Origin of the sequence: Sphingopyxis sp. USTB-05, assembly GCF_023822045.1 — a bacterium.
In the GTDB taxonomy this organism is placed as follows: domain Bacteria; phylum Pseudomonadota; class Alphaproteobacteria; order Sphingomonadales; family Sphingomonadaceae; genus Sphingopyxis.
This window is the reverse complement of sequence record NZ_CP084712.1, coordinates 3399370-3416144: the sequence shown is the minus strand read 5'-3', so window position 1 is coordinate 3416144 and position 16775 is coordinate 3399370. Positions and strand designations below refer to the sequence as shown.

Below are 16775 nucleotides of genomic sequence, written 5' to 3'. Positions count from 1 at the left end.
CCGATTCCCCGCCGCGAAAAAATGCTCTAGGGTCGCGGGACTCGGCGCAGTTTCGGCGCCTCGGACCCGCAATTCACAGGCCCTGACAATTGGATCTTTACCTCCCAGTCGCCAATCTGTCGGTCAATGCGCTGGTGATCATCCTGCTGGGCGGCGGGGTGGGTTTCCTGTCGGGCATGTTCGGCGTTGGCGGCGGATTCCTGACGACGCCGCTGCTCATCTTTTACGGCATTCCGCCGACGGTCGCGGCGGCGTCGGCGGCGACGCAGGTGACTGGCGCCAGCGTTTCGGGGGTGATGGCGCATCTCGAGCGCGGCGGGGTCGACCTCAGGATGGGCGGGGTATTGGTTGCGGGCGGCCTCATCGGCTCGCTGATCGGCGCGGGGCTATTCGAACTGCTCACCTCCTTGGGGCAGATCGATACGGTGATCAACATCCTGTATGTCGCGCTGCTCGGGACCGTCGGGACATTCATGGGGCGCGAGGCATGGGGCAGCTTTCGAGCGTCACAGGCCGGACTGCCGGCCCCTGCGCGCAAGCGGCGCCACCATCCGATGGTCGCGAACCTGCCGCTCCGCTGGCGTTTCTATCGCTCGGGCCTTTACATCTCGCCGCTCGCGCCGCTGCTTCTCGGTATCGTCGGGGGCGTACTTACGATGCTGCTGGGTGTCGGCGGGGGCTTCATCATGGTGCCGGCGATGCTGTATCTGCTCGGCATGGGCACGCAGGTCGTCGTCGGCACGTCGTTGTACCAGATATTATTCGTGACCATCGCAACGACGATGGTTCACGCGCTGACCACCGGCGCGGTCGACATCGTGCTCGCAGGATTGCTTCTGCTCGGAAGCGTCGTCGGCGCCCAGATCGGCGCGCGTTTTGCGCAAAAGGCAAAGCCCGAATATCTGCGCATGGCGCTCGCCGCAATCGTGCTGCTCGTCGCGCTCCGCATGGGGGTCGACCTCTTTATCCGCCCCGAAGAAATCTACACGGTGCAATGATCGCGCCGCGCGCCTTGCTCCCGTTGCTCGCGGCGCTGTCGCTGCCGGCGGCCGCCAATGCCGCCGACCCCCGGCTGGTGCCTGACGTGTCGAGCCGTGCGATCGACATCCAGTACAGCTTCACCGGCGAGGAATTGCTGCTTTTCGGCGCGATCCTCTATCCCGGGCAGCGGCTGCCCGACGACCGTGCCGACATCGTGGTCGTGCTGAAGGGACCCGTGCGACCGATCGTGCTGCGCGAAAAGCGGCGCGTCGCGGGTATCTGGGTCAATGCGAGCAGTATCCGCCTGCGTACCTCGCCGGGCTTCTATGCGATCGGATCGTCGCGCCCGATCGACAAGCTGGTCGACGAGCGGACCGCAGCGATCTTTGAACTCGGCCTTGCCAATCTGTCGATGTCGCCCAGCGGATTTTCGGAGGCAAAGAAGCTGGAGCGGTTCGAGGCGGGGCTAACCGATCTCTATCGCCGATCGGGTCTCTTCGTCGAAAATCCTTCGGCGGTCGAAATCACCGAAGGCGTGCTCTATCGCGCGCGCATTCCGGTGCCGGCGCGCGTTCCCGTCGGCACCTATCGCGCCGAAACCTATTTGATCAGCCGCGGACGCGTGCTCGCCGTCGCATCGCGCGACGTGCAGATCCGCAAGGCAGGGTTCGAACGCTTCGTCGCGCTCGCAGCGCAGCGGCACGGCTTTCTCTATGGTCTCGCCGCGGTCTTTCTGTCGCTGGTGCTCGGTTACGGCGCGTCGGCTATTTTCCGCCGTCGTTAGGGTCAGGCTCCCTTTAAGTCTGGAAATATCGACATATTCCCGCGCCTTGCCTCCTCGCACTGAACAAAATCGCTTCAACCCTCGATCGCGCAATAAGAGGGGCTGACCCTAATCATCATTCACGGCCTATTTACCCTCGTCTGCGATATCCCGAGCCGGGACCATCAAAAGGCGGGGCGGGATACATGGATATGCAAGGTGGCGGATTTGGCGCCAGCGATTTGACGGCGGCACAGCATGTGAGGCTCGCCGGCGGCGGCGGCGTAGCGGCGTCGGTTGCACCGGTAGCCAACCATCATCGCGATGACCTGATGATCGGCGAAGTCGTCGATATTTCGGGCTCGGCGTCGCGCATTCTGCTCGATGCTGCCGTGATCGGCAAATTGGCGTCGTCCAGCGATGCGGCCGTCGCAATGGCGGGGCAGGTGGGTGCGCAGGTCAAGGTGCGCGTCGGCAATATCTGGCTGATCGCCAGCATCCGCGACCAGCAACTGCACGAGCGCGGGGAGGGTTTGATCGTCGCGACGATCGATTTTCTCGGCGAAGGTGAGGAAGAGAAGATCACCGGCCGCATTCACAATTTCCGTCGCGGCGTAACGCGCTATCCGATCCCGGGCAGCCAGGTTTTTGCGGCGACCAGCGCCGATCTCAAACAGATTTACGCCGCCGATGAACGCGCGCACGTCGAAATCGGCACCGTCTACCCGACCAAGGATATTCGCGGGTCGCTCTATGTCGACGCAATGCTCGGCAAGCATTTCGCGCTGCTCGGTTCGACGGGTACGGGTAAATCGACCAGCGCGGCGCTGATCCTCCACAAGATCTGCGAACTCGCGCCGCAGGGTCATATCGTGATGATCGACCCGCACGGCGAATATTCGGCCGCCTTCAAGGGCACCGGCGCGCTGTTCGACGTCGACAATCTCGCCATGCCCTATTGGCTGATGAATTTCGAAGAGCATTGCGAAGTGTTCGTCACCGCCGAAGGCCGCGATCGTCAGGCCGACTGCGACGTTCTGGCGCGCTGCCTGCTTCAGGCGCGCACCAAGAACCGGCTTGCCGAGGGCATGACGAAGATCACGGTCGACTCGCCGATCCCCTATCTGCTCTCGGACCTGCTCAACATCCTGCAAAACGAGATGGGCAAGCTCGACAAGGCGACCTCGTCGGCGCCGTTCATGCGCATCAAGGGCAAGATCGAGGAAATGCGCGCCGATCCGCGCTATAATTTCATGTTCTCGGGAATGCTTGTCGCCGACACGATGGCGGGCTTCCTTGGCAAGATCTTCCGCCTGCCGTCGGACGGCCGGCCGATTTCGATCATCGACGTGTCGGGCGTGCCGTCGGACATTACCGGCGTCGTGGTCGCGGTGCTGTCGCGCCTGACCTTTGACTATGCGATCTGGTCGCGCGGCGAGCCGCAGCGCCCGATCCTGCTCGTCTGCGAAGAGGCGCACCGCTATATTCCGTCGAAGGACACGGGGCAGGGACAGGCGGTCCGCAAGATCCTCGAACGTATCGCGAAGGAAGGCCGTAAATATGGCGTGTCGCTGGGTCTCATCACCCAGCGTCCGTCCGACCTTGCCGAAGGCGTGCTGTCGCAGTGCGGCACGATCATCTCGATGCGCCTCAACAACGAGCGCGACCAGCATTTCGTGAAGGCTGCGATGCCCGAAGGCGCGCGCGGCTTCATCGATTCGATCCCGGCGCTCCGCAACCGCGAATGCATCGTCTGCGGCGAAGGCGTGTCGATCCCGATCCGCGTCTATCTCGACACGCTCGAGGAAGAGAAGCGCCCCGCGTCGAGCGATCCGCTCTTCTCGAAACTGTGGCGCGAAACCGGCGGCGAGGCCGAAATCCTCGAACGCGTGGTCAAGCGCTGGCGCAGCCAGGGCAGATAAGCGCTCGTCATTGCGAGCGAAGCGAAGCAATCCAGGGCGGTTTGGGCCTTCTCTGGATTGCCACGTCGCCTTCGGCTCCTCGCAATGACTTCGCTTTTCAGGTCGCGGGCGGTTCCCAAAGCTCGATAGGATTGCCCTCGGGGTCGTGCACGCGCGCAAAGCGGCCGATCGCGGGGTCGTCCCATTCGTCCTTCGTGATGATCTCGTCGCCCGCGTCGCGGAACGGCGCGAGCACCGCGTCAAGATCGTCGACGCGCAGGTTGATCATGAACTGGCGGTCGGCCGCGAAATAGTCGGTGTCGGCCTTGAAGGGCGCAAAGACGAGCGGACCCGCCGTCACATTCCATACCCACTGGTTCGGCGGCACGCTGTCGTCCGCGCTGCATCCGCCGCCGACGCCCAGCCGTTCGCGATACCAGGCGCTCAGCGCCTCTGGGTCGCGCGCCCGGAAAAACAGTCCACCGATGCCTTTGACATGTCCCATCCTGGCCTCCCGTGATGATCCGGGCAGCCTAGGCCGTTTGCGTCACTGTTTCCACTCTCCGCTGCCGCGGAATTCTTCGCGGACCTGGCCCGACTGGTTCAGCCGCGGATCGGCATAGGTTTGCGCCGCGGGAGCCGCGACGGGCGGCGGCGCGACCGGCGCCGTGGGCGCCATCGTGCCCGGCAGCGGGGCGGCGGGGGTGTCGGGAAGCGGCGCGGCGGCGCCGGTGAGCAATGGGGCGGGACCAGCACCGGGCGGAAGGCCTTGACCCTTCAGGATCGCAAGCTGCTGTGCCAGCGGCAGATAGGGGCCGGGCACCGGCTCGCGGCCGAGATAGGGCGCGCGGAATGCGTCGGGCATGCCCCAGCGACCGCGCCAGCGGTGAAAGATATGCGCGCCGACGATATTGGTCATCACAAGGCTTTTGCCCCAGCGCGGCCAGATCGCCTGTGTGTGGTAATGGGTCGCCAGGCCGACCTTGGGGAAGACATAGCCGCCGAGTGCGGCCGAGGCGATGCGGCTCGCGCGGAGCCAGTTGCGGCGTTCGGGCGCGCGCGCCATCGCGCCGTCGCAGCTGAAGGTGAACTGGCACACGCCCGCGCGCTGCGATCCCTGGAAGACGACGCCGCACACGGTGTTCGGAAAGCTTGGGTGGCGCACGCGGTTGATCACCGTCTGCGCGACGCCGCGCATCCCGTCGTCTGTTTCGGACGCGGCCTCATAATAGATGGCGGCGGTCAGGCAATAATGCGCGCGCTCGCGGTCGAGCGCGGTGACCCCGCGGAAAACATAGGATTTGGCGGGCGGCCCGACAAAGGCTTCGTCGCGCAGCATCGCCGGATCGGCGGGCGGCGAGGCCGCCGCGTCGCCATAACCGACGCTGTCCGGATTGGGCAGGGTCGGATCGATCTTCAGCGCGTCGGCATAATCCTCTGCATTCATGATTGCCCAGCGCTCGGGATCATAGGCTTTGAAGCTCAAGGGTACCGAGACGCTGTATGGACCGAAGAAGCGGGGGGCACGAAACTGTCCGCTCGTCAGCAGAAAGGCAAGGCAGGCGACCGTAACGACCGCGATGATCGCCGCCCAGAAGGCACGTCCCGGCCCGGCCGGTTTTTCCGGCACCGGGTCGCGCCACGTCGAGCGGGCGGTCAGGGACAGTTCGGGCTTCATGCGTGTGTCAAATTCCGTCGCGTCCGTTCCGCGCGCGATTCGCGCCAACGGGGCCAGTCTCCCTTATACGCTGAAACGCCAACAAAATGTTTCATCCTCGTTCGGCGCATCCACAGCGGATCGGCGATTAGCCAAGCGTTGAGGTTATTGCGTTAGCCTGGGTGCGATGACCGACACCGTCCCCTCCTATCGGCGAAGCGCGCGGACCGACTTTCGGATGTGGCTGCTGCTCACCTTCGGCCTCTTCTTTTTCTGGGCGGGTTCGACGATCGACCCCGCCGACAATTGCAGCGAGGGCGGGCGCGAGTGCGCCCCGTGGCTGGTGCCGCTGGCGCAGGGGCTTGGGGCGCTGGTCGCGCTTGGCGCGGGGCTCAACATGCTCGCCAACCCGAACCGGGGAAGCTTCATCGAACCCGCGACAGGCGACCTGGTCTGGTGGCAGCGGCGCATAGGGACGCGCGGCGGCGACGAAGGCCGCATCCACCCGTCGCGCATCGGCAAGCTGCGCATCGTCCGGCAGGACGAGAGCGATGATGAGGTGCATCTCTATGATCTGGAAGGAAACCGGCTCTTCTGGTTCGACGAGGAGGTGATCCCGTGGCCCTATGACCGCTGGGCGAAGCGGCTTGCGGCGCACTGGCCGCATATCGAGGTCGAGCGGGTCGATTAGGCGCCGGCGACCGGCGCCGCTTCACCGGATCTCGACCGTCAGATGTTCGATTGCGCGGACGGGTTTGACCCGTGCGCAAATGACCTCGCGCGTCGTACCCACGACGCTGATGATCGCGGAATGCGCGCCCGGACCGACGCGCCAGACGTGCAGGTCGGTGATCTTCGCATCGCCCGGTCCTTCGACCAACGCACGGATTTCGGTTTCGAGCGCGGCGTCGGTGGCGTCGAGCAGCACGGCGCCGGTGTCGCGCATCAGCGACCAGGACCAGACCGCGATGACGACCGATCCGACGATCCCCATCAACGGATCGAGCCACACCCAGCCGAGATAGCGCCCGCCGAGGAGCGCGGCGATCGCAAGGACCGAAGTGAGTGCGTCGGCGATGACATGCAGATAGGCGGAGCGGAGATTATTGTCCGTCTCGTGATGGTGATGGCCATGCGCATGCCCGTCGCCATGGTGATGGTCGCCATGATGGTCGTGGCCATGGTCATGCCCGTGCCCGAGCAGCAGCGCGCTGACGACGTTCACGCCAAGGCCGATGACGGCAATGACCGTCGCCTCGACAAAGGCGACCGGGCGCGGGTCGAACAGGCGCGTGACCGATTCAAAGGCGATTCCGAGCGCGACGATGCCGAGCACGAGCGCCGAGGCAAAGCCGGCAAGGTCGCCGACCTTTCCCGTGCCGAAGCTGTAGCGGCGGCCATAGGCATGGCGCTTCGCATAGGCATAGGCGACCGCGGCGATACCGAGCGCGCCGGCATGGGTCGCCATATGAAAGCCGTCGGCGAGCAGCGCCATCGAGTTGAACGCGATCCCCGCAGCGATCTCGCCCACCATCATCACCGCGGTGAGCGCGACCACCCACAGGGTACGGCGAGCATTTTCGTCATGCCGTTTGCCGAGGAAGACATGGTCGTGGGCCAGCGCCTCGATTTCGCTATCGAACGACATGGACGCCTGCCTATCCGATGGAAAAATTATGGCAAGTGGCGGATGGCGGCGTCGTACCACTCGCCGCGCGGGGTGACCTCGATCGGCAGGCCGAAAAGGTCGGTCAGCGTGTCGCTGGTCAGGAGCGCCTCCTTGGGGCCGTCGCGGTCGAGTTTCCCGCCGCGCAGCATGATGATGCGGTCGATCTCGGGCAGGATTTCCTCGATATGATGGGTCACGAGCAGCAGGGCGATCCCCGTGCCCGCGATGCCGCGCAGCATGTCGAGGAAATGGTGCCGGGCCGCGGGGTCAAGTCCCGCGCAAGGTTCGTCGAGCAACAGCGCGCGCGGCCGGTGTGCGAGCGCGCGGGCGATGAGGACGCGGCGCGCCTCGCCGGTCGAAAGGCTTGCCATGCTGCGTCCGACCAGATGGCTCGCGCCCGCATCTTCCAGCGCGGCGAGCGACGCGTCGACCATTTCGCGCGTATAATGCTGATGCGCCCACAACCCGCGCGAGGCGAAAAAGCCCGAGACGACACAGTCGAGCGTTTCGAGCGGCGGGTCGGCATCGAAATCGAGCTGTTCGGTAGTCGACACGATCCCGAGCAGTTTGCGAAGGTCGAAAACATTCCAGCTATCCTGTCCAAAGATACGGACATCGGCGCCATAGGCGGGATAGAGCTGGCGCGTGATCAGCTTGACCAGCGTCGACTTGCCGGACCCGTTGGCGCCGAGGATGGCGGCGCTTTCCCCCGCGCCGATGGTCAGCGCCGGAAGGTCGAGAATGCACGCTTCATCCGCCATGACGCGCACATTGGCGATCGAAAGCAGCGCTTCGGCGGGCGGGGCGTCGGCGTGTGCCGACGGCGGCGGGATCGTTTCGGTCATGCCGGCCCTTTTGCCCAGCGCCGCGTGCAGGGCAAGGGGCGGCATCGGTGTCCGGCTTTGCATTCTCCCCATTCTTCCCTTGCCGACTCACGCGCCAAAGCCTATATGCGCCCTACTTCTTGACATGGTTAGCCAGTTGGGACGTCGGGGCCGCGGGCCGCGGCGGCTATACCCGCATGGTTTTCCGGTCATCCGATTTGGGAAATTGTCTTGGTCGATATCGACGCCCTCAATGCGATCATCGCGCCCGAAGCCGAGGCGATGGGTCTAGCGCTCGTGCGCGTCGCCTTTTTTGGCGGCGAGAGCGATCCGACGTTGCAGGTGATGGCCGAGCGGCCCGACACGCGCCAGTTGACGATCGAGGATTGCGCCGACCTGTCGCGCCGCATTTCGGCGCAGCTTGACGCGCTTGAAGAGGCCGGCAAGGACCCGATCGACGCCGCCTATCGGCTGGAAGTTTCGTCGCCGGGCATCGACCGCCCGCTGACGCGTCGCGCCGATTTCGCTGACTGGGCCGGGCATGAGGCGAAGATTGCGCTGAAGGAAAAGCGCGACGGCCGCCAGCGTTTCAACGGTGAACTGGTCGGCATCGACGGCGATGTCGTCACGATTTCGGATAAGGAAGGGGTGGAGCACAAGCTGCCGTTCGACGCGATCGATACGGCGAAGCTGGTTCTCACCGACAAATTGATTGCCGCAACCGTCCCGCTCTCGATCGAGGGCGCCGACGAAATGGAAGAAGAAGGACAGGACTGATGGCCACTGCCATTTCCGCCAACAAGGCCGAACTCCTCGCGATTGCCAACAGCGTCGCCAGCGAGAAGATGATCGACAAGGGCATCGTCATCGAGGCCATCGAGGAAGCGATCCAGCGCGCCGCGCGCGCCCGTTACGGCGCCGAGAACGACATCCGCGCAAAGCTCGACCCGCAGACCGGCGACCTTCGCCTGTGGCGCGTCGTCGAGGTCGTCGAGGCGGTCGAGGATTATTTCAAACAGGTCGACCTGGCCGCCGGCCAGAAGCTGCAGAAGGACGCCAAGATCGGCGACTTCATCGTCGATCCGCTGCCCGCGGTCGACCTTGGCCGCATCGACGCGCAGTCGGCGAAGCAGGTGATCTTCCAGAAGGTCCGCGAAGCCGATCGCGAGCGCCAGTATCAGGAATTCAAGGATCGCGCGGGTGAGATCATCACCGGCGTCGTGAAGTCGGTCGAATTCGGCCACATCGTCGTCAACCTTGGCCGCGCCGAAGGCGTGATCCGCCGCGACCAGCAGATCCCGCGCGAATTGATGCGCGTCGGTGATCGCGTCCGCGCGCTGATCCTGTCGGTGCGCAGCGAAACGCGCGGGCCCCAAATTTTCCTCAGCCGCGCACACCCCGACTTCATGAAGAAGCTGTTCGCGCAGGAAGTGCCCGAAATCTATGACGGCATCATCGAGATCAAGGCCGCGGCCCGCGATCCGGGTTCGCGCGCGAAGATCGGCGTCATCAGCTATGACGGCAGCATCGACCCCGTCGGCGCCTGCGTCGGCATGAAGGGCAGCCGCGTTCAGGCGGTCGTCCAGGAAATGCAGGGCGAAAAGATCGACATCATCCCCTGGTCGGAAGATACCGCGACCTTCGTCGTCAACGCGCTTCAGCCGGCAACGGTCCAGCGCGTCGTGATCGACGAAGATGACAGCCGCATCGAAGTCGTCGTTCCCGACGATCAGTTGTCGCTCGCCATCGGTCGCCGCGGGCAGAATGTCCGTCTCGCCAGCCAGCTTACCGGCAGCCAGATCGACATCATGACCGAGGCCGACGCGAGCGAAAAGCGCCAGCGCGAATTCGTCGAACGCTCGACGATGTTCCAGGAAGAACTGGACGTCGACGAAACGCTTGCGCAGCTGCTGGTTGCCGAAGGCTTCGGCGAACTCGAAGAAGTCGCTTATGTCGGCATCGACGAACTGGCGAGCATCGAAGGTTTCGACGACGAACTGGCGCAGGAACTCCAGAGCCGTGCAGCCGAAGGGCTCGAACGCCGTGAGGAAGCCTCGCGCGCGCAGCGCCGCGAACTCGGCGTCGAAGATGCGCTGGCCGATATCCCGCATCTGACCGAAGCGATGCTGGTCGTGCTGGGCAAGGCTGGCATCAAGACGCTCGACGATCTGGCCGACCTTGCGACCGACGAACTGATCGCCAAGAAGCGCACCGACAACCGTCGTGGCCCGCCGCGTAGCGAACGCGCCGAGGACAAGGGCGGCGTGCTGGGCGAATATGGCCTGAGCGAAGAGCAGGGCAACGAGATCATCATGGCGGCGCGTGCGCACTGGTTCGACGACGAACCCGAAGCGGCTGCGCCTGCCGAAGCGGAGCCCACGGCGGAGCCGCAAGCCGGACCCGCGGCGGAGCCGCAAACCGGGGAGGCCGCCGATGCGGACCCCGCGCAATGATCAGCTGACCGAAACCGACCGCGCAAAGGGGCGCGGCCAGCATGTGCCCGAGCGGCGCTGCGTCGTAACCGGTGAGGTTTCGCCGGCGGAGCAGCTCGTGCGTCTGGCGCTCGGCCCCGACAACAGCATTGCCCCCGACGTCCATGCCAAGGCGCCGGGGCGCGGGGCGTGGATCGGTGTGGGCCGCGCCGAACTCGAAGCCGCGCAGGCCAAAGGCAAGCTGAAGGGCGGGCTCGCCCGCGCGCTTCACGAAGGCAATATCGCCATTCCTGACGATCTGGGCGAACGTATCGAGGCGCAGTTGATGCGCGCGACGCTCGACCGCCTGGGGCTTGAATCGCGTTCGGGTACGCTGATTAGCGGCAATGAAAAGATCGAACAGGCCGCGCGCCGCGGACAGGTCCGCTTGCTCCTCCACGCCAGCGATGCGGGCGAGGACGGCCGCAAGAAGCTGGCGCAGGCATGGCGCGTCGGCGAGGAAGACGAAGGCTCCGGCCGCGAAGGGTTGATCTTGCCGGTGGACCGGCAATCCCTATCTATGGCATTGGGGCGAGAGAATGCGGTGCATCTGGCGATTGTCGACGCCCGCGCCGCCGACCGGGTGCTGGCGCATTTGAGCCGCTGGCAGTTTTTCACCGGATGGAGTAGGGACGCGGCCAACCGCGTTTCCGATACAGATTCCCGCATTGCGGGTGATGGGATGGCGTCCACGGATTCCGATACGGTTTCCGACGCTTCGGGCGCGTATTGAAGGAAAATAGAGTTTAGATGAGCGACGAACAGGACAAGCCGACCCTTACCCGCAAGCCCTTGGGGCTTAAGCGGACGGTCGAGGCCGGCCAGGTGCAGCAACAATTCAGCCACGGCCGCCGCAATACGGTGGTGGTCGAGGTGAAGCGTCGCCGCGTGCTCGGCCGTCCGGGCGAAGCCGCGCCGGCCACCGAGGTCGAAGAGGTCGAGGCCGCCCCGGCGCCCGCGCCTGCCCCCGCTCCGGCACCCGCCCCCGCGCCGAAGCCGGCCCCGCCGCGCGCCAGCGAGAATGACAGCCTGATGTCGCGTCAGGAACGTCAGGCGCAGTTGCTGCGCGAGGCGGAAGAAGCGCGCATGGCCGCGCTCGAGGAAAATCGCCGCCGCGACGAAGCCGCGCGCGCCCGCGCTGCCGAGGAAGAAAAGGCCCGCGCCGAAGCCCGTGTCGAAGAGGCGGCGGCCAAGGCGGCCGAGCCCGCACCGGCTGCGCCCGCCGCCGTCGAACCCGCTGCCGAAGCGCCCGCAGCCGCTGCCGCTGCCGAGCCGCAGAGCGAAGCCGCTCCTGCAGCGCCGCGTCCGGCGACGACCAGCGCCGCTCCGGCGCCGCGCCGTTTCACGCCTGTCGAAGCGCCGAAGCGCCCCGAACCCAAGCGTCCCGAGCCGAAGGCGAACCGCGGCACCGACAATCGCCGCCAGTCGGGCAAGCTGACCGTCACGCGCGCGCTCAACGATGACGAGGGCGCACGTGCGCGCAGCCTCGCCGCGCTGAAGCGCGCCCGCGAAAAGGAAAAGCGTTCGCACATGACCTCGTCGGGTCCGCGCGAAAAGCAGGTCCGCGAAGTCGTCGTGCCCGAAAGCATCACGGTTCAGGATCTGGCGAACCGCATGGCCGAAAAGGGCAGCGATCTGGTCAAGGCACTGTTCAAGATGGGCATGCCCGTCACGATCAACCAGACGATCGACCAGGATACGGCCGAACTGCTCGTCACCGAGTTCGGGCATGAGATCAAGCGCGTCAGCGAAGGCGACATCGACATTCGTCACGACGAAGATGTCGACGACGCCGCGCATCTCAAGCCGCGCGCACCGGTCGTCACGATCATGGGTCACGTCGATCACGGCAAGACCAGCCTGCTCGACGCGCTCCGCGGTGCGAATGTTCAGGCGGGCGAAGCCGGCGGCATTACGCAGCATATCGGTGCCTATCAGGTGAAGGCGAAGGACGGCAGCGTTATCACCTTCCTCGATACGCCGGGCCACGAAGCCTTTACCGAGATGCGCCAGCGCGGTGCCAACGTCACCGACATCGTCATCCTTGTGGTGGCGGCCGATGACGGCCTGAAGCCGCAGTCGATCGAGGCGATCAACCATGCGAAGGCGGCCGGCGTGCCGATCATCGTTGCGATCAACAAGGTCGACAAGGAAGGCGCCAATCCGCAGCGTGTCCGCGAACGTCTGCTCGAACATGAGCTGGTGGTCGAGGAAATGGGCGGCGACGTGCAGAATGTCGAAGTGTCGGCGCTGAAGAAGACCGGCCTCGACAAGCTGCTCGACGCGATTGCGGTGCAGGCCGAAATCATGGAGCTGAAAGCCAACCCCGATCGCGCCGCCGAAGGCACGGTGATCGAGGCGAAGCTGGACAAGGGCCGCGGCCCCGTCGCGACGATCCTGGTCCGCCGTGGTACTTTGAAGGTCGGCGATATCTTCGTCTGCGGCGCCGAAAGCGGCCGCGTGCGTGCGCTCGTCGACGATCATGGCAAGCAGATCAAGCAGGCAACGCCGTCGATGCCGGTCGAGGTTCTTGGCCTTGGCGGCGTCCCGATGGCGGGCGATACGCTCACCGTCGTCGAGAATGAGGCCCGCGCCCGCGAGGTCGCGACCTATCGTCAGGAACAGGCGACCCGCAAGCGCACCGTCCAGGCGCCGGTCAGCCTCGAAGGCATGTTCGAGGCGCTCGCCGACAAGGCGAACGTCATCGAATATCCGGTCATCGTCAAAGGCGATGTGCAGGGCAGCGTCGAGGCGATCGTCAATGCGCTGAACAAGCTGTCGACCGACGAGATCCGCGTGCGCGTGCTCCTGTCGGGCGCCGGTGCGATCACCGAGAGCGACGTGACGCGTGCGGCTTCGACCGGGGCGCCGATCATCGGCTTCAACGTCCGTCCGAACGCCAAGGCGCGCGAGATTGCGAACCGCGAAAAAGTGCGCTTCATGTACTATGACGTCATCTATCACCTGACCGCCGAAGTGGCGAAGGAGATGGCGGGCGAGCTGGGTCCGGAGCGCATCGAAAATGTCGTCGGCCGCGCCGAGGTCAAGGACGTGTTCCCGGCCGGCAAGCGCGACAAGGCCGCGGGCCTTCTCGTGCTCGAAGGCGTCATCCGCAAGGGCCTTCATGCCCGTCTCACGCGCGAGGATGTCATCATCTCGGCAACGACCATCTCGTCGCTCCGCCGCTTCAAGGACGATGTCGCCGAAGTGCGCGCCGGTCTGGAATGCGGTGTCGTGCTGGCGGATACCAACGACATCAAGGCGGGCGACCACCTCGAAGTCTTCGAAGTCGAACTGCGCGAACGGACGCTCTAACGGGCGTCCGCTCCGCGCGGATCGGGAGGTGCCGGCATGGCTCGCTATGTGGCATTGTTCGGAAGCATCAACGTCGGCGGCAACCGGCTGACGATGGCCGACCTGCGCGCGGCGTTCGAGGCCGAGGGCTTTCGCAACGTCGAAACCGTCGTGGCCAGCGGCAATGTGCTGTTCGACCATGACGCGCGGCCGACGCGCGGGCTCGAGGAGAAATTGTCGATGATGGTCGAGGATCGTTTCGACATGACGAGCGCGGCGCTGGTGCGCAGCCGCGACGAGCTTGCCGCGGCCATCGCCGGAAATCCGTTTGCGGGCACGAACGAGGACAGGATCGTCCACACGATGTTCCTCGACGGGCAGCCGACGGCCGAGCAGTTCGATGCGCTGGCGACCGACCATCGGGTCCGGCCGAACGAGCGCCTCGCGCTCGGCGACCGGGCGCTCCATATCGATTTTGGCGATGGAGCGGCTGACAGCAAGCTGCATCCGCGACTGATCGAGCGCCGGCTCGGGCACAAGGGCACCGCACGCAACATGCGCTCGATCGCACGGATCATCGCGAAACTGGACGAAGAGGCAAAGGGTTAGGCGATGAAGACCGAAAAAGAAAAAGGCCCGTCGGTCCGCGTGCTGCGCGTCGGCGAACAGGTGCGCCACCTCCTGTCTGAAATTCTCGCGCGCGGCGATGTGCATGACGATGTGCTCGCGACGCACCCCGTCAGCATCACTGAAGTGCGGATGTCGCCCGACCTGCGCCATGCAACCGTGTTCGTGAAGCCGTTGCTCGGCAAGGACGAGGAAGCGGTGCTGAAGGCGCTGCGCACCAACACCGCCTATTTGCAGAAGACGGTCGCGTCGAAGGTACGGATGAAATATGCCGCGAAGCTGAAATTCCTCGCCGACGAAAGCTTCGACGAGGCGAGCCATATCGAGAAATTGCTGCGCGATCCGAAGGTGGCGCGGGATTTGGCGGCGCCCGAGGCCGACGAGTGATGCGTCGCTATTTCTTCGCCTTGATGCCCGCCGCTGCCTCCAGTTCGACCAGCGCTTCCTCCAGATAGTCGATCATTCGCTGCGCGTGCGGCACGCTGCGGCGGCAGGCGGTTATGCCGAAGTCGATATTCTCGAAATTCGACACCTGCGTGATGTTCATCGCCATGCCGTCGACGGGGATGCTCGCAGGGTACATGCCGTCGAGCCGTGCGCCGTTCCAATACATCTGCTCGCGCGGGCCGGGGACGTTCGATATCGTCACCGAATAGGCGGGGAATTTGTCGGCGGTGCGCGTCAGCGCGGTGAGCATCATCGGAAAGCTGGTGATCGCGGTATAGAGCTGGATCTGCGCCGCGGTCATCGCGCGCAATTGCGCCTTCGCCGAGTTCATCGACTCCTGGATCGCCGCCATGCGGCTCGCCGGGTCGTCGATATGCGTCGCAAGGTTCGCGGTCACCGACGCGACCGAATTGCCCGAATCGATATCGTCCTTGGGCCGGATCGACACCGGCGCCATGGCCTTCAGCGGCTTGTCGGGCAGTTCGTTCAGCGACTGCAGATATTTGCGCATCGCGCCGGCGCACATGCCGAGCACTGCGTCGTTGATCGTGCCGTCATAGGCCTTGCCGACGCGGCGTACGCGTTCCAGCGACCAGCTTTGCGCGACGAAACGCCGCGCGCCGGTGATGTTGCGATTGAAGCTGGTGCGCGGCACCCCGGCAAAGGGGGTGACGAGGCCTTCGCCGCCGAGACCGAACATCGCCGCGACATATTGGTTGAGCGCCTTGGTCACCCCGACGCTGTTGCCCCATTGCTCCTTCAGAAACTCGCCGATCGCCGCGATGTCGGTCAGGCTGGGGCGTGGCGCCTTTTTGGGGGCAGGGAATTTGCGTTTATACGCCTCATAGGCCTCGACCGAGAGCGGAGAGGCGCTGCGCCGTTCCTTGGGGTCGGGCGAGAGCATCGAATTATAGAAATGAATGCTTGCCGCGCCGTCCATCAGCGCGTGGTGGATCTTTTTGAACGTCGCGATCTGCCGGTTCGGCAGGCCCGAGATCAACGTGATCTCCCACAAGGGCCGGGTGCGGTCGAGCAGCCCCGAATGAAGGCGTGAGGCGAGCTCGAACATCTCGCGGTAACGCCCCGGCTTGGGCAGCGCGGAGGCGCGGACATGGTAGTGCATGTCGATGTCGCGGTCGGGTTCGAGCCGGATCGGGCCATATTGCCCGAGCGGGGTCAGTTTCAGCACTTCGCTGAACGGGCGCCGCAAACCTTCGGACTGGCGAAGCAGGGTGAGCTGTTCGTTGAGCCAGTCGGTCTCGTCGACATCGTCGGGCAAGGTGTAAAGGTTGATCCCGCCGATGTGCATCGGCATCTCGCGGCTTTCGCCCACCAGGAACATCGCATCGCTGATCGGCATCAGGCGCATCGGCAGCTCTCCCCCACTGATTGTGCTGCATATTTGTGCGCAGCATGACAGGGGTGAGGGGGGAGTCAAGCGGGGCGCCGACTCTTCGGGTGACGGCGGCGCATCGGCGCGTTATCGCACGCCGATGGCCAAGCTCTATTTCTACTACGCCAGCATGAACGCCGGCAAATCGACGACGCTGCTTCAGGCGGATTTCAACTATCGCGAGCGTGGGATGGAAACGATGCTGTGGACCGCGGCGCTCGACGATCGGTACGGGGCCGGGCAGGTGACAAGCCGTATCGGACTGATGGCAGAGGCGCATAAATTCGATCCCGACAGCGACATGTTCGCGGCAGTGACCGCTGAAAATGCCGAACGCCCGCTCGCCTGCGTGCTTGTCGACGAGGCGCAGTTCCTGACGCGCGCGCAGGTGCTCGATCTCGCGCGGTTGGCCGACGAGGTGAATATTCCGGTGCTCTGCTATGGCCTGCGTACCGATTTTTCGGCCGAACTTTTCCCTGGATCGGCGGCCCTGCTCGGGATCGCCGACGCGCTCGTCGAACTCAAGGCGGTCTGCGAATGCGGACGCAAGGCGACGATGAACCTGCGCGTCGACGAAAATGGTCGCGCGGTGGTCGAGGGCGCGCAGACCGAGATCGGCGGCAACGACCGCTATGTCGCGATGTGCCGCCGCCATTTCATGCAAAAGCGGCGCGAAGCAGCGACGCCGCCGGTGGCGGCCTGATCTTTCAGGGCAGAACCCGGCCTCCCCACAGTTTTTGCGAAAGGA

Annotated in this window: 16 protein-coding genes; 11 read left to right on the top strand and 5 right to left on the bottom strand. The window is 64.9% G+C overall.

Annotated features, from left to right (window positions below; all coding sequences use genetic code 11):
- The first annotated feature begins 89 nt into the window (after positions 1-89).
- The 3 genes from KEC45_RS15965 (at position 90) to KEC45_RS15955 (ending at position 3666) form a co-directional block, all read left to right on the top strand.
- Positions 90-998, top strand: a complete 909-nt coding sequence (locus KEC45_RS15965; RefSeq protein ID WP_252171146.1) for a sulfite exporter TauE/SafE family protein — start codon at positions 90-92, stop codon at positions 996-998.
- Positions 995-1765: a TIGR02186 family protein gene (locus tag KEC45_RS15960; protein WP_062176691.1), complete on the top strand. Its 771-nt coding sequence runs from the start codon at positions 995-997 to the stop codon at positions 1763-1765. The genes KEC45_RS15965 and KEC45_RS15960 overlap by 4 nt, the downstream gene beginning before the upstream one ends.
- A gap of 311 nt (positions 1766-2076) precedes the next feature.
- Entirely contained in the window at positions 2077-3666 is a 1590-nt protein-coding gene (locus KEC45_RS15955) for an ATP-binding protein (RefSeq protein WP_238586711.1), read from the top strand.
- Between the two features lie 97 nt (positions 3667-3763).
- Here the strand turns inward: KEC45_RS15955 and KEC45_RS15950 are convergent, their stop codons facing one another.
- The gene (locus KEC45_RS15950) at positions 3764-4150 is read right to left on the bottom strand and encodes a VOC family protein (RefSeq protein ID WP_062176696.1); all 387 of its coding nucleotides are present in this window, start codon (positions 4148-4150) and stop codon (positions 3764-3766) included.
- Between the two features lie 42 nt (positions 4151-4192).
- Positions 4193-5323, bottom strand: coding sequence for a cell wall hydrolase (locus KEC45_RS15945; RefSeq protein WP_062176699.1), 1131 nt, complete (start codon positions 5321-5323; stop codon positions 4193-4195).
- Positions 5324-5489: 166 nt separating this feature from the next.
- Here KEC45_RS15945 and KEC45_RS15940 point away from each other — a divergent pair, with 166 nt between their 5' ends.
- Entirely contained in the window at positions 5490-5993 is a 504-nt protein-coding gene (locus tag KEC45_RS15940; RefSeq protein WP_062176703.1) for a hypothetical protein, read from the top strand.
- Positions 5994-6014: 21 nt separating this feature from the next.
- On the opposite strand, the gene dmeF is transcribed toward KEC45_RS15940, so the two are convergent.
- Positions 6015-6950, bottom strand: coding sequence for a CDF family Co(II)/Ni(II) efflux transporter DmeF (gene dmeF / locus KEC45_RS15935; protein WP_062176706.1), 936 nt, complete (start codon positions 6948-6950; stop codon positions 6015-6017).
- 26 nt (positions 6951-6976) lie between these two features.
- Complete coding sequence (locus KEC45_RS15930; RefSeq protein ID WP_062183361.1) at positions 6977-7816, bottom strand: ABC transporter ATP-binding protein; 840 nt, start codon at positions 7814-7816, stop codon at positions 6977-6979.
- Positions 7817-8026: 210 nt separating this feature from the next.
- Between KEC45_RS15930 and rimP the strand changes: the two genes are divergently transcribed.
- From rimP to rbfA, 6 genes are read left to right on the top strand one after another with little or no spacing between them, the layout of a single operon-like run.
- A complete protein-coding gene (gene rimP / locus KEC45_RS15925) occupies positions 8027-8572 on the top strand; it encodes a ribosome maturation protein RimP (protein WP_062176709.1) in 546 nt (181 codons plus the stop codon).
- A complete protein-coding gene (gene nusA / locus KEC45_RS15920) occupies positions 8572-10248 on the top strand; it encodes a transcription termination factor NusA (protein WP_062176712.1) in 1677 nt (558 codons plus the stop codon). The genes rimP and nusA overlap by 1 nt, the downstream gene beginning before the upstream one ends.
- Positions 10229-10999, top strand: a complete 771-nt coding sequence (locus KEC45_RS15915) for a DUF448 domain-containing protein (RefSeq protein WP_062176715.1) — start codon at positions 10229-10231, stop codon at positions 10997-10999. The genes nusA and KEC45_RS15915 overlap by 20 nt, the downstream gene beginning before the upstream one ends.
- 17 nt (positions 11000-11016) lie before the next feature.
- Positions 11017-13581: a translation initiation factor IF-2 gene (infB, locus tag KEC45_RS15910; protein WP_062176718.1), complete on the top strand. Its 2565-nt coding sequence runs from the start codon at positions 11017-11019 to the stop codon at positions 13579-13581.
- A 36-nt stretch (positions 13582-13617) separates the two neighbouring features.
- Entirely contained in the window at positions 13618-14169 is a 552-nt protein-coding gene (locus KEC45_RS15905; RefSeq protein WP_062176720.1) for a DUF1697 domain-containing protein, read from the top strand.
- A 3-nt stretch (positions 14170-14172) separates the two neighbouring features.
- Entirely contained in the window at positions 14173-14574 is a 402-nt protein-coding gene (gene rbfA / locus KEC45_RS15900; RefSeq protein ID WP_062176723.1) for a 30S ribosome-binding factor RbfA, read from the top strand.
- A 7-nt stretch (positions 14575-14581) separates the two neighbouring features.
- Here rbfA and KEC45_RS15895 read toward each other — a convergent pair whose 3' ends face one another.
- Positions 14582-16003 carry a wax ester/triacylglycerol synthase family O-acyltransferase gene (locus KEC45_RS15895; protein WP_062176726.1) on the bottom strand — a complete coding sequence of 474 codons (1422 nt, stop codon included), beginning with the start codon at positions 16001-16003 and terminating at the stop codon, positions 14582-14584.
- 124 nt (positions 16004-16127) lie between these two features.
- On the opposite strand from KEC45_RS15895, the gene KEC45_RS15890 reads away from it, so the two are divergent.
- Positions 16128-16730 (top strand): thymidine kinase, encoded by a 603-nt coding sequence (locus tag KEC45_RS15890; RefSeq protein WP_062176729.1) that lies wholly within the window; start codon positions 16128-16130, stop codon positions 16728-16730.
- The last annotated feature ends 45 nt before the right edge of the window (positions 16731-16775 follow it).